At 58.4% G+C, this 13,911-nt stretch carries 11 protein-coding genes; 9 read left to right on the plus strand and 2 right to left on the minus strand.

Annotation, left to right across the window (positions count from 1 at the left end; genetic code table 11):
* The first annotated feature begins 473 nt into the window (after window positions 1–473).
* Window positions 474–1,469, plus strand: coding sequence for a restriction endonuclease (locus ABQX22_RS15260; protein ID WP_349800684.1), 996 nt, complete (start codon window positions 474–476; stop codon window positions 1,467–1,469).
* A gap of 253 nt (window positions 1,470–1,722) precedes the next feature.
* On the opposite strand, the gene ABQX22_RS15265 is transcribed toward ABQX22_RS15260, so the two are convergent.
* A complete protein-coding gene (locus tag ABQX22_RS15265) occupies window positions 1,723–3,000 on the minus strand; it encodes a DUF445 domain-containing protein (protein ID WP_349800685.1) in 1,278 nt (425 codons plus the stop codon).
* 60 nt (window positions 3,001–3,060) lie between these two features.
* Complete coding sequence (locus tag ABQX22_RS15270; protein ID WP_349800686.1) at window positions 3,061–4,182, minus strand: acyltransferase family protein; 1,122 nt, start codon at window positions 4,180–4,182, stop codon at window positions 3,061–3,063.
* Here ABQX22_RS15270 and ABQX22_RS15275 point away from each other — a divergent pair.
* The 8 genes from ABQX22_RS15275 (at window position 4,072) to gmd (ending at window position 13,909) form a co-directional block, all read left to right on the plus strand.
* Complete coding sequence (locus ABQX22_RS15275; protein ID WP_349800780.1) at window positions 4,072–4,323, plus strand: hypothetical protein; 252 nt, start codon at window positions 4,072–4,074, stop codon at window positions 4,321–4,323. The two genes, ABQX22_RS15270 and ABQX22_RS15275, sit on opposite strands and share 111 nt — an antisense overlap.
* A gap of 581 nt (window positions 4,324–4,904) precedes the next feature.
* A complete protein-coding gene (locus ABQX22_RS15280) occupies window positions 4,905–6,002 on the plus strand; it encodes an acyltransferase family protein (protein WP_349800687.1) in 1,098 nt (365 codons plus the stop codon).
* Between the two features lie 53 nt (window positions 6,003–6,055).
* Complete coding sequence (locus ABQX22_RS15285; protein WP_349800688.1) at window positions 6,056–7,228, plus strand: outer membrane beta-barrel protein; 1,173 nt, start codon at window positions 6,056–6,058, stop codon at window positions 7,226–7,228.
* An 8-nt stretch (window positions 7,229–7,236) separates the two neighbouring features.
* A complete protein-coding gene (locus tag ABQX22_RS15290; RefSeq protein ID WP_349800689.1) occupies window positions 7,237–7,794 on the plus strand; it encodes a polysaccharide biosynthesis/export family protein in 558 nt (185 codons plus the stop codon).
* Entirely contained in the window at window positions 7,794–10,031 is a 2,238-nt protein-coding gene (locus tag ABQX22_RS15295) for a GumC family protein (RefSeq protein WP_349800690.1), read from the plus strand. Before ABQX22_RS15290 ends, ABQX22_RS15295 begins: the two co-directional genes overlap by 1 nt.
* A gap of 154 nt (window positions 10,032–10,185) precedes the next feature.
* Window positions 10,186–11,547, plus strand: coding sequence for a lipopolysaccharide biosynthesis protein (locus ABQX22_RS15300; protein ID WP_349800691.1), 1,362 nt, complete (start codon window positions 10,186–10,188; stop codon window positions 11,545–11,547).
* Between the two features lie 78 nt (window positions 11,548–11,625).
* On the plus strand, window positions 11,626–12,726 hold the full coding sequence (locus ABQX22_RS15305; protein WP_349800692.1) for a glycosyltransferase family 4 protein: 1,101 nt from the start codon (window positions 11,626–11,628) through the stop codon (window positions 12,724–12,726).
* Between the two features lie 58 nt (window positions 12,727–12,784).
* Window positions 12,785–13,909 (plus strand): GDP-mannose 4,6-dehydratase, encoded by a 1,125-nt coding sequence (gene gmd, locus ABQX22_RS15310; RefSeq protein ID WP_349800693.1) that lies wholly within the window; start codon window positions 12,785–12,787, stop codon window positions 13,907–13,909.
* Window positions 13,910–13,911 lie beyond the last annotated feature (2 nt).

The raw sequence follows: 13,911 nt of genomic DNA on the forward strand, positions 1-13,911 counted from the left end.
ACAGACACAGAAGATGTTCAGCGCTTTTTCTTGACCCCGCTCGTTCGCACCCTATGGTCTTCACTATGCCGAACGAGATTGAGAACCTTGAGATCTATTAGAAATCAAAAATCGATAACCATAAGCTATCAACAGATTGAAGTGTTGCCCAGCGCATGCGTCCCTATCAAAGCATTAAGGTGAAACTCACTCGATACGTTAATGGGGGGACAAATGGGGGGACAAAAGCTTTAGCATCACTTTCACCCAGCAAAAACAACCTAAAAATCACTAACAACGCCGCCCACAAGCCGGCTTTTTAATGCCTTTTTGAAAGCCATTTTTTAGCGGCGACATGAAACTGACAGGCCGCAGATGGCGGGTGGCAAAGCTCGCCTGCAGGAGTGCACGAGGTAACCCTTGAAAATCGGCTGATGGCCTTTTAGAGTCAGGCAGCTCACAACTCTCATGCACCACAAGGCAGGATGCGGCAAATGAAGAACACATGGATGGTCCGGGCCGGACGCGGCGGGATTTACATTGAAGAATTCTTGAAAGGCTACGCCGCCATTGGCTGGTCGGAGTTGGGCAATCTTGCTCAGTACCCGGACCACGCCAGTCTGCGAAGAAAATACGTGGAGGTTTATGGCAACGATAAGCCCGCCGCCATAGCCAACGCGATCGCGATGATCCTCAAATTCCGGGATCAGATCCGCGCCGGTGATCACATCGTCAGTTACAACCCCGAGACACGCGAATACCTGGTGGGTGTTGATAAGGGTGAATATCTATACCAGCCCGGCACAGTGGGTGCCTATGCCAACCTGCGCAAGGTTCAGTGGCTGGGCAAGGTGAGTCGCGATCAGTTGCCTCAGAAGGCGAAGAACTCACTGGGTTCCACCCTGACGCTCTTTTCTGTTAGCCAGGAAATCATCGACGCCCTCATTGCGATCCTGGAGGCCAAGTCTCCCATCCTGTTAACCGATGACACCGACACCGCAGACCTGGAAGTGGAACAGCTCAAAGACGAAACCGTCGCCCAAAGCCATGAACTGATCAAAGACAAAATCGCTGCTCTGCTCCCGGACCAAATGGAAGAATTAGTCGCGAGTATTCTTCGTGCGATGGGCTACAAAGCGAAAGTATCGCCCAAGGGGCCAGACAGGGGCGTAGACGTGATTGCTTCGCCCGACGGTTTGGGGCTCTTGAAGCCGCGAATCAAGGCAGAAGTAAAGCACCGCAACGGCGCGATGGGCGCTCCCGCTATTCGTGGGTTTATCGGTGCTCTGCGAGAAGGCGACTCCGGGTTGTTCATAAGCACCGGAGGCTTCACCCGCGAGGCGCGTTATGAAGCCGAGCGGTCCACATTCCCGCTCACTCTGGTCGACCTGGATGACTTGGCTGACTTGATTGTCAGCCATTACGAGAGCTTCGACCTAGAAGGCCGCGCGCTTGTGCCGCTGGTGAGAATCTACTGGCCTGTGGATTAACCAATGACGCCGTTCGCTAATAGATCACGCGCCGCAGCTGGTATCGCGATTACTTACTGGCGGTTAAGACTCAGGTTATGCGCCCCCCCCCCGTAATTGTCTCAGCAGCGGTGAGACTTTTGCCTCGGCGCGATAAACCTCATGGAAATGGCGCTTGGTGCGCAGCAAATTAAGCAAGGCTCCGCGACTAAAGAACCGCAGCGGTCTGAATTAAAATCCCAGGATATTAGTGTCAGCAGTGCTGACACAATTCTCACCACCCCATCGCCAACTCAGTCGCCAAATGAATCAACACCCCCACCAACCCCCCCACCAGCGTCCCATTGATGCGGATGAACTGAAGGTCCTTGCCGACCTGCGACTCAAGCTGCTCCACCAGTTCTTCATCATTCCAGGCCTCGATGCGTTCGGCGATGTAGCGTCCAATCTCTGAGCGGTACCGCTCCACCAAGGGGCCGGCCAGCGCGAGGATCTGGTCGTTGATCCAGGCTTGCATCGGCAGGTCTTCGCTCAAGGCCTCACCCAGCTTGCGCGTCCCTTTGCCCAGGTGTGTGCGCAGTTCGGAGTGTTCCTGGGCGATGTCAGCTTCGAACCAGTTCACGACGTCGTCGACCAACCCGGTGAGATAGGCGTGAAGCGCCGGGTGCTGGATCAGCTGCGCGCGGAGCTGATCGGCGCGCAAACGAAAGGCCGGCTCTTCCTTGAGCTTGTGAATCAGGTTCACCAACTGCTCATCGAAGTGCTTGCGCAGCGGGTGATCAGGGTCCTGGTTCACTTCGGTGATCACCTCGGAAAGGCGCTTCACCAGTTTTCGCGATGACCAGTTGCCCGCCAGATTGTGCAGCGGCAGCTCTTTACCGAAGAAGCTGAAGCGCAGCACGTCCAGCTCGCTGGAGATGACCTTGGCGATGCGCTGCTGGGTTTCATCGCCCTGCATCCAGACATCGATGTGCGCCAGCAGCTCATCGAGCACTTCCTGTGCGCGACCGTCGTCGGTGAAGACTTCCAGCAATTGCCCGCTGATGCGTGCCAGATCCACCTGGCCCAGCCGGTCCACCGCCGTGCCGCGCACGAAATGACGGACCCGCTCATCGCGCAGCGCGCCCACGCCATGGCTGGCCAGCTTGATCGCCAGCCCCGATAACGCGGTCGCGTTTTCTTCCCGGGACAACCAGTCGGCCAGGCGCTTGGCCGCGTCGAATTCCTGGACCTTGTGCAGCACCTGTTCCCGGGACAGGAAGTGCGTGCAGATGAAGTCGCCGAGGTTGGCGCCGATCCGCGCCTTGTTGCGGGGAATGATCGCCGTATGAGGGATGGGCAGACCCAAGGGATGACGGAACAGCGCAGTGACCGCAAACCAGTCAGCGATCGCGCCCACCATCGCGGCCTCGGAAAACGCGCCCAGGTAACCGCCGAGGGTCGGGTGGGTCGGCGTCAGCAGCAGGGCCACCACGTACAGCAACGCCGCCAGCAACAATAATCCGGAGGCAATGGCTTTCATCTTCGTCAGCGGCGTGTCGAATTTGAGCATCGGGTGATCCTGGAGGGTGACGCGCCATTGTAGGGTCAGGAGCGTCAATGTCTCAAAGTATCACTTGCCCAAGCGCGACTCCGGCAATATCGGGTCGGCCACGGCCGCGGCTTGACGGCGGGAGCGACCCAGCCGCTTGCCCACGGCAATACCGGGCAGTTCGACGAATCGGTAGCTGAGTTCGGCCAACCCGAGGGTGATGAACATCGGAATCACCACCAGCAGGGTATTGAGCGCCACGCTGCCGGTGTCGATGTAGCGGAACAGGGTGCCGGAGGCGACTTCCACCTGGTCGGTCAGCAGGTTCACGCCGTAGCGTTGGGCATAGACGCTCAACACCACCGGGATGACGAACAGCACCGACGCGTGAATCATGTAGATGGAAAACGATAGCGTCCCGAGCCGCTCGAACACTGCGTGCCGCAACCACACCGAAAGCGCACCGGCCTCGAAGGCGTAGATGAATACCGTCAGGCAGAACAGCGGGAGCAGCACCAGATCGCGACTGCCTCCCAGGTAGGTCATCACGCAGTAGATGGCGGCCAGCGCGCTCACTTCCAGCAGGGTCGCCAGCCAATAGCTCATCTTCATCGCCTGCAGGCGCTGATAGATCAGGTAGGCCAGTTGCCCGGCGAAGAAACCGCTCAAGCCTTTGAGGCTGTACACCGTGATCTCGGTGTTGTGCGTGATCAGGGCGAGCAGCGACAGGGCAAGAATACTCAGCGCCACCCAGCGGGTCCGGCCCGGGAGCCAGAGCGTGGTCGCGCCAAACAGCAGGTAGAGGTAGAACTCGACGCTGATCGACCACGCGGGGAAGTTGAACGACATCGCGTTAAAGCCCGGCCACCAGGACTGGATCAGCAGCAGGTTGGGGATGATCTCGGACGGGGCGCGCGCACCCGTGAAGCTGGCATTGGCGAAAAAGACGCCATGGCGCTCGGCGACCATTTTCAACGCTTCAAGCCCGATAAACACCACGAGCATCAGCGCATGCAAAGGGTATAGCCGGAAGAAACGACTGACGATGAAGTCCCGCAACTGGCCTGTCGACTTCAAACGCTGGGTATACGTATGGGTCAGAACAAAGCCGCTGAGAATAAAGAAAAACTCGACGAAATAGTCAGCACTTCGAAAAAAGCGAGTTTCCGTAAACGTAAACATGGCATGAGAGTGGTAGATCATGACGGCGATCGCGCAACAACCTCGAAAGCTATCAAGCACCGCAAACCTTTTCATGCATCTCGTCCTTACAGTAAATGGGCCAGCAACGGCGTTACACAGTGGGTTGCCGTGACCAAACTGTGGGCGAGACAGCCCCAGTGAGACCTCGGATCAATGCTCGAAAACAAAGAATATGCGTAAAAAAGGAGGACATTCTATCCATAAGCGGGCAATATGCCACTAATACACCCGACAAACCGTCAAAATTCTATACCGTCTGGCGGGTCAATTCTCAAAGGTTTACCCGACCACCGGTAAATAATGTGTAAAGCCCGGTTTGTAAGGGTTTCAAGCTGTATATTTCAGGCATAGCTATTGCTTGAAGGGAACAGCCGCGGTCGCATAGACTCACGCCCGGCCCAAGCACCCCGCAGAAAGCGTCAATTTTTAGGCGCACGCTTTCTGCAAAGTTCAGTCTTACCGGCCGGGATGCAATAAATCCCTGCGGTAGCCAGGCCTGTTGAAAGGCAAACTGTATTAAGACGGATATATGACGCCAATTACGTGGACACTTTGAATATTTAAAATCAAAGTTTGCACTTTTTTAGTGCGCCGATCTTGTAGGACAATTGTCTTCATGATTGTTCATTCTTGGCGTTGTTTTTAAACCTTAGCTCTTTTGGCGGCTTTTACCTTGTGCGGTGTTTGCCGCCAGTCACCTCAAGCGAAAGCGAGTGTTTGTTTTGAAATCTTCAACCCCCCCAGGCACGCACAGTTTCATCTATCTCCAATATCTCCGGGGGATTGCTGCGCTGATGGTGGTGTATTTTCATGCGGTGATGCAGCTGAAGAATTTCAGCGCAGAAGCGCCCTTGCTGCCGGTCGTCGGCGAGGCAGGCGTGGACCTGTTTTTCGTCCTCAGCGGATTTCTGATGTGGATCACGACGGCGGGCAAGGACGTGTCGCCCGGCTCGTTCATGCTCAAACGGCTGATGCGCATCGTGCCGCTGTACTGGATGCTGACCATCGTCGCCGGCGCCGTTGCGTTACTGGCCCCGTCGCTGCTCAAGCACACGGTGCTCGGCATGACGCACTTCATCTCGTCGCTGGCATTTTTCCCCGCGCTCAATCCCGCGTATCTGGATTCGACCGACACTGCCGTGCTCATCACCCCGCTGCTGGTGCCGGGATGGACGCTCAACTACGAGATCTTTTTCTATGTGATTTTCGCGGGCGTGCTGTTTTTCCCGCAGCGCCTGCGCCTGTGGTTGATCGGCGCGGTGTTCGTTGCAGTGACGCTGATCGGACGCCTGTCGGGTGATGTCGGCCCGGCGCTGACGTTCTACAGCAACCCGATTATCTTCGAATTTCTGATGGGCATCGGCGTGGCCATTCTGGTGAGACGCCAGATGCTGTTGAACGGGCCGATGGCCTGTGTGCTGACGCTGGTGGCGCTGGCCGTCATGCTGCTGGCCAACTACGCGGATCTGGTGCCGCAGCGCGCCGTAGCGTTTGGAATACCTGCCGCGCTGATCGTTTACGGACTGTGCTGCATGGAGATCCGTGCAACCGTACGGAATTTTGTTTACCTGCGCGTTGTCGGAGACGCGTCCTACAGTTTGTACCTCACTCATGTATTCACGTTGGTGGTGTGCCGACTGATATTCCAGCGTTTCTACAACGGTCACAGCCTGGGCAGTGAATTGGCGTTCATTGCGCTGAGCCTGGTCCTGAGCGTTATCGTCGGCATCATGACGTACTACCTGTACGAAAAACCTGCCTCCGGCGTGTTGAACAAGTTCAAAGCAAGGGCCGTGGTGCCCGCTGATGTGCGCTCATGACCCAAGTGCACGCCCTGTACCCCCTTGGTCGATTTAATCTACGGAAGAGAAACATGAAAAGATCGGCTGTACTGACGGCGACGGTCCTGAGCTCGATGTCGTTCAACCTCTTGGCCGCCCCCACGCCGGTGGAACCTGCCAGCATGGACGTGTTCGGGTTTGACTTCGCACCGTCCCTGAAGCTGAGCGATCGTTACGACGATAACTTCCGCACGCTTCCGAACAGTACGGCCGAGTCGTCCTGGATTACCTCTTTCAACCCGAAGTTCACCCTTCAGGCTGAAACCGAAAGCGCCGGCTATCGCCTGGTGTACGAGGGAGACAAGCAAACTTACTGGGACGCCCGCGAGGCCGACCACACTGATCACCGTGTGGCGTTTGACAACGTCCTGCAATTCGACTCGCGCAACCGTCTGAAATGGAACCTGGGTTACCAGAAACTCCAGTCGACGGTCGATTCGACGGTTCGCACCGAAAACGACAAGTACACCATCAAGGAAGCCGGCGTGGGCTACGTCTACGGCCTGGACGACGCCCTGAACCAGATTGACGTGGACGCCAACTATCAGCAGTTGCGCTTCCAGAACGAAGGCGGCATCAACGACGAGCAAGAGCGCAACACCACGGCCCTGCGCGGCACCTTCTACCACGCGCTGACGGAGAAAACCCGGGCGCTGGTCGAGGTCAAGCACAGCAAGTTTGACTACCTGACCGCCGGCAACCCGCGCAACAACGTTGATACCGTGGCGCTGGTGGGTGCCAAGTGGGATGCCACCGCCAACACCAGTGGCAGCCTGCGCGTCGGCGAGGAAAACAAAAACTTCGACCAGGGCTCGGCGAACGACGATCAGTCGCTGACCTGGCAGGTGGATGCCTCCTGGAAACCTCTGAGTTACTCGACGTTCACACTGAAGTCGCGCAAAGCGTTCGATGAAGGTGATGACAGCGCGTATGCCATCCATCTGACCCGTACCCAGCTCGACTGGGACCACGAATGGACGTCACGCATCAGCACTAACCTCAACGTGCGCCACGAATACCGCGACTACCAGGGCGGCATTGCCCGTGAAGACAAAACCAATGGCATGGGCGGAGGTGTGACCTGGCAGATACGCCGCTGGGTCGCAGCCGATGTCAGCTACAAGCATTTCCATAACAATTCGACCGAAGACGACGAAACATTCACCCGCAATATCTATCTCTTGGGCCTGACTTTCAGCCTTTGAGGGAGTACTTGTCAGCGATATCAGGACACTTTGCCATGACCGTAAAAAATGCATTGCTCGCTTTCTTGTTTCTTGTTTCCGGGACCGTGTTCGCTGCCGTGGACAGCGGCTACCGGATGGGTTCGGGCGACGTGCTCAGCGTGAACGTCTTCAACGAGCCAGACCTTACGTTTGAAAAAATCTCGCTCAACGACACCGGGATTCTTTCCTTCCCGTTGATTGGCGATATTGAAGCCAAAGGCCACACCGTCAGCGAAGTGAGCAAGATGATCACTGACAAGCTGAACGACGGCTATGTCAAAAATCCTCGCGTCACCGTCAGCGTGGCGGCCTACCGCCCGTTCTACATCGGTGGCGAAGTGAAAAAGCCCGGCGGTTATCCGTATCAGCCTGGCCTGAACGTGCGGGCAGCGATTGCCCTGGCCGAAGGCAAGACCGATCGTGGATCCGACAGGAGAATCACCATCATTCGTGCAGCAGATGCCAGCAAAGAGCCGCAGCCAGCAAAGCTGGATGACCCGGTTTCGCCCGGTGACACCATTACTATCGAGCAGGGGTTCTTCTGATGTCCAATCTCAAAACCAAGTCGCAGCACCCCGTTCAGTGGCGAGAGCCCACGGTGACGCTGTCAGCCCCGGATGCAGACTTCATCGAGCCCGGCAAGATCTGGAACTCGCTGTGGAGCCGCCGCTACCTGATCGCCGCCCTGGTGGTGATTGCGGCCGTCGGTTCGGCCATCGTTGCGACCCGGATGACCCCGCAATACTCGGCTCAGTCGGTGCTGATGGTGCAACCTGATGATCCGCTGTTGCTGGCCAAACAGACCGTTACCGACGGCACGACCATCACGGTCAGCGACTACGTACTGACCCAGATGGCGTTGATCCAGAGCCGTGTGCTGTCCGAGCGCGTCGTGCGTGAGCTGGGACTGGACCACCACCCTGAGTTTGACCCGCGCCAACACACGCCTTTGCAGCGCAAAGTGCAGAACTGGATCGGCCGCATGATCCCGGCACTCGCGCCTTCCGACGGTGGCGCCGCGATCAACGAAACTCAGGCGTTCAATGCTGCGACCCGCAAGTTCATGGACCAGACCCGCGTAGCGATTGTTGGCAAAAGCCAGCTGGTCGGCATTACGGTCACCATGACTGACGCGCAGTTGGCGTCCGATGCGGCCAACGCCCTGGCCAGCAACTACATGGCTCGCCAGCAGGAAACCCGTGCCGGTGGCGCCCGTGACACCACCGTCTGGATGGACAAGCGTCTGGTGGAACTCAAGGCCAGCCTGCAGGAATCCGAATCCAAGCTGCAGAAATACCGTGACGCGCAAGGCCTGGTGGATGTGGGCGGCGCGACCGGTGGCGTGTCCACGATTACGTCCAACGAACTGGCGGCAACCAGCGATCGAATGATCGACGCCACCCGCCAACGTGCCGAAGCCGAAAGCCAGTTCCGCCAGATTGCCGCCATGAAAGGCGCAGGCCTTGAGCGTCTGTCCAGCGAACCGGCTGTTCTGGCCAACCCGCTGGTGCAGCAATTCAAAGGCGACGAAGCCCGCGCCCAAGCCAAAGTGGATGAGTTGAGCAAGCGTTACGGCGACCGCCATCCGGCGATGGTTGCTGCCCGCTCCGACCTCAATGCGGCCCAGGCGAGCCTGCGCTCGCAAGTGCAGCAGGTTGTTGCCGGTATCGAGCGTACGTATCAGCTGGCCAAGGCCAACGAAGATGCGCTGCGTGCATCGGTGAACAACAGCAAGTCGCAGATCCAGGACATCTCCCGCAAGGAGTTCCAGCTGCGTGACCTGCAACGCGACGTCGACAGCAACCGTGCGCTGTATGACTCGTTCCAGTCGCACATGCGTGAAACCGCAGCGACCGGCGACGTGGAACAACAGAACATCAAGCTGGTTGACCCAGCGATCCCGCCAATGCAGCCAAGTGCGCCGAATAAGCCGCTGATCGTGTTCATTGCCTCAATCGTTGCTCTGCTGGCCGGTATCGCTTGGGCGCTGATCCGTGATGCAGTCAAGAACACCTTCCGCTCCAGCGATGACATCCGTAAGCAGATCGACCTGCCGATCTGGGGCGTAGTGCCGTTGCTCACCAAGCGCCGCAACCAGAACATTGGTCATCAGTTCGAAGCCAACGAAGACGGTCCGTTCTGCGAGGCCATCCGTACGCTGCGCACCAACGTCATGCTCAATGACAAGAACGGCGCGAACAAGGTTGTCGTGCTCACGTCCTCGGTCCCCGGCGAAGGCAAAAGTGCTGTCGTCGTCAACCTGGCGTTTGCCCTGGGCAAACTGGAGCGCGTGCTGCTGATCGAGGCTGACCTGCGCCGTCCAGTCCTGGCCCGCAACCTGGGCCTGACCGGCACATCGCTGGGCCTGGCCGACCTGATCGCCGGCACGGCCACGCCGGACGCCTGCATTCAGTCCAACGGCGACATCGACATCCTCACCGTGGGCACGCTGCCGGAAAACCCGCTGGAGCTGCTGGCTTCGCCACGGTTCGAGAAGTTCATGGATTGGGTCAAAGGCAACTACGACCGCATCCTCATCGACACCCCGGCCAGTCAGGCGGTCAGTGACGCTGCGCTCATCTGTACGCTGGCCGATAGCGTGATTTATGTCATCAAATCACAAAGCACGCCGGTTGAAGTAGCACAGAAAGGCATCAACCAACTGATCCAGAGCGGCGCGCCGATGCGTGGCGTGGTGCTCAATCAGGTGGATATGCAGCGCAACCCGGGCCAGAACTACCTGGGCGCCTACCAGAACTACGGCACCTTACAGATTCATTGATGCACGCCGTCACCCTTCAACGCCGAGGCGTCGGCGGGTGCCAGCATGACTGCACGGATCATGGGCCGCTGGCCCGTGATCCGAGGCATTTGCTGCAGTTATGCCGAACACCCATCAGGCGCGCGAGCGTCTGCGTGTATTCCAGGAATTTTTCATGATTGAACAGCCCATCAGTCCGCCACTCGGGAGCTCGCCGTTGCGCAGCCTGTTGAGCCGTGTCCGTAACAGCAAATTGTTCCGTAACATCGTCACGGCGGTGTCGGGTACGGCCGGGGCGCAGTTGATCAACCTGGCCCTGATGCCGGTGATCATGCGCATCTACGGACCTGAATCGTTCGGCGTACTGGGCACGTTCCAGAGCGTCAGCATGATTCTGATCACGGTGGCGGCGCTGACGTACCCCACCGCGATTGTTCTGCCGCGTCGTGAAGCGGATGCGCACAAACTGATTCGCCTCTCGTTGAAAGTGGCGGCAGGCATCGCGCTGTCACTGACGGTTCTGCTGGTGCTGTTTGGCAAGCAGATCGCTGAAACGCTGAACATCGAGATTTTGATCCCGTTTCTGTTACTGCTGCCGTTCACCATGTTCACTGGCGCTGTGCTCGAAATCTGCCAGCAGTGGTTGTACCGCACGCACCAATTTCGCCTGACGGCCACTGCCGCCACCACCCATGCCCTGCTTTATAACGGCATGCGCAGCGGCGCTGGCCTGATTGCCGCGTCACCGCCGGTGCTGGTGGTCACGACCGCGCTGTACTACGCCGTGCACAGCTGCATCTTGATCGTGGGAATTTTGCTGACACGCAAAAAACGCGTGCCAGTGCCAGAGCCTGAAGGGATCGAAGAAGAGCCGGTGCAGAGCGTGGCGAAGCGGTATCGGGACTTCCCGATCTTTCGCGCACCGCAGGTCCTGATCAACGCCATCGCGGTGAACATGCCGACCCTGGTGCTGGCCTCGATGTACGGCGCCGTGCCGGCTGGCTTTTTCGCGTTGTGCGCTCAGGTGTTGAGCATGCCCAACAACCTGATCGGCAAGGCCGTCGGGGACGTGTACTACCCGCGCATCACCCAGGCGATCCATGAAAAGGAGCCTCTGGTTCCGCTGTTGCTCAAAGGGATCGCCGGCCTGACCGCCATTGGTTTTGTGCCGTTCGTTTTGCTGTCGATCATCGGGCCCTGGCTGTTTGGCCTGGTATTTGGCGCGCAGTGGTATGAGGCAGGGGAATATGCGCGCTGGCTGGCGCTGGCTGAATTGGCAGGCTTCATGGCACGCCCTTGCATGGTTGCGATTCCGGCACTGGAACTGCAAGGACGCTACCTGATCGTCGAGATCGCCAGCACCGTGCTGCGCATTGGCGGCGCGGTGCTCGGCGGCCTGATTTTCAAGGATCCGCTGGGTGTGGTGACCACTTACGCGGCGGTCAATGGTGCAATCAATCTGACGGTGATTGGCTTGGTACTCATCCAGGCACGCAAATGGGATCGGCGCACTGCCGCTCGTGCTGCGCGTGCGTGACATTCAATGGGGTCACCCGCCGTTCGGGGGCCCGGCGTTATCCCGCTTCAGCACCACCAAGCCACAGGTCAGTGATAGATGAAGATCGCGTACGATTACCAGACTTTCACCCAGCAGACATACGGCGGGATTTCGCGCTATTTCGTGCGGCTCGCCCAGCAGCTGACAGCGGATCAACAGCAGGTGAAGATTTTTGCGCCCTTTCACCGCAACCGTTATGTGGACGAGTTGCCTGCCGGGGTGTTCGAGGGCCGACAGCTTGAGACCTTCCCTCCGCGGACGGCTCGCCTGTTCTCCCTGTACAACCGCGTGACCTCCAACGGGTTGATCAACCGCTGGGCGCCGGATGTCATTCACGAGACCTACTATTCGGCCAAGCCTTCGGGCAGCACGAAGTTGCCTCGGGTGACCACCGTTCACGACATGATTCACGAGCGCTATCCCGAATCGTTTTCGGTGCTGGACGGCTCCTCCAAGCTCAAGCGCATCAGCCTGGCACGGGCCGATGTGGTGATCTGCATTTCGGAAAACACCAAGCGCGACTTGATCGAACTGTTCAACACGCCCGAAGACAAGATCTGCGTGATCCACCATGGCGTGGATCACATCGAGGCGCAGCCAAAAGTGGCACCAGCCGATGGCGTGCGGCCTTATCTGCTTTATGTGGGGCACCGCCCGGGCTACAAGAATTTTGCCAGGCTCATCGGGGCCGTGGCGTCGTCGGACCGCTTGCGCAATGATTTCGACGTCGTGGCGTTCGGCGGTGGGGCTTTCTCCCGCGACGAGCTGCAATTGTTCAGCGACAGCGGTTTGAGGGACGGGCAGGTTCGTCAGCTCGGCGGCAGTGACGACGTGCTGGGCCGTCTCTACGACGGTGCCAAGGCGTTTATTTATCCGTCGATCTACGAGGGCTTCGGCCTTCCCCCGCTGGAGGCGATGGCTCGCCATTGCCCGGTGATCAGCAGCAACACCAGTTCAATGCCCGAGGTGATTGGCGACGCTGCGGCGTTCTTTGACCCGACAGATCAGGACGCCCTGCGTGATGTCCTGGAAACAGAGCTCTACAGCGACACCCGATTGCAAGACCTGGTGAACAAAGGGGTTGAACGCCTCAAACAGTTCTCCTGGGAAAAATGCGCCAGACAGACGCTGCAGGCCTATCACAAGGCCGCCTCCTGACTGGCGCCGATCGACCCTACGACACACTTTTACCTCCGACTCTCCAAAGGTATTTCACATGGAACAGAAACGCGCGCTCATCACGGGCATCACCGGCCAAGACGGTTCTTATCTGGCCGAGTTGCTGTTGGAAAAGGGTTACGAAGTTCACGGCATCAAGCGCCGGGCTTCGTCGTTCAACACCCAACGCGTCGATCACATCTACCAGGATCCGCACGTCGATTCGCCGAACCTGGTCCTGCACTACGGTGACCTGAGCGATTCGTCGAACCTGACGCGCCTGGTCCAGGAAATCAAGCCGCACGAAATCTACAACCTGGGCGCACAGTCCCACGTGGCCGTAAGCTTCGAGTCGCCTGAATACACCGCCGATATCGACGGCATGGGCACCCTGCGTCTGCTGGAAGCCATCCGCCTGCTGGGCCTGGAAAAGAAAACCCGTTTCTACCAGGCTTCCACTTCCGAGCTGTACGGTCTGGTGCAGGAAACGCCGCAGCGTGAAACCACGCCGTTCTACCCGCGCTCCCCTTACGCGGTGGCAAAGCTGTACGCCTACTGGATCACCGTCAACTACCGCGAAGCCTATGGCATGTACGCGTGCAACGGCGTGCTGTTCAACCACGAATCGCCACGTCGCGGCGAAACGTTCGTGACTCGCAAAATCACCCGTGGCTTGACCAACATCGCTCAGGGCCTGGAAACCACCCTGTACATGGGTAACATCGATTCGCTGCGCGACTGGGGTCACGCCAAGGACTACGTCCGCATGCAGTGGATGATGCTGCAACAGGACGTCGCCAAGGACTACGTGATCGCGACCGGCGTTCAGTATTCGGTTCGTCAGTTCATCACCTGGGCCGCTCAGGAACTGGGCATCCGCCTACGTTTCGAAGGCACCGGCGTTGAAGAACAAGCCATCATCGAGCACATCGAAGGCGACATGGCCCCGGCGTTGAAAGTCGGCGACACCATCATGCGCATCGACCCGCGTTATTTCCGTCCTGCCGAAGTAGAAACCCTGCTGGGTGACCCATCCAAGGCCAAGGCCGATCTGGGCTGGGTACCGGAAATCACCGTGCAGGAAATGTGCGCAGAAATGGTCCGTGAAGACTTCAAGATTGCCCAGCGCCACGCGCTGCTGCGCAAACACGGCCTGGAACTTCCGGTCTCCCTGGAGAATTGATC

The organism is Xanthomonas sp. WHRI 1810A (assembly GCF_040202885.1).
Classification (GTDB): Bacteria; Pseudomonadota; Gammaproteobacteria; order Pseudomonadales; family Pseudomonadaceae; genus Aquipseudomonas.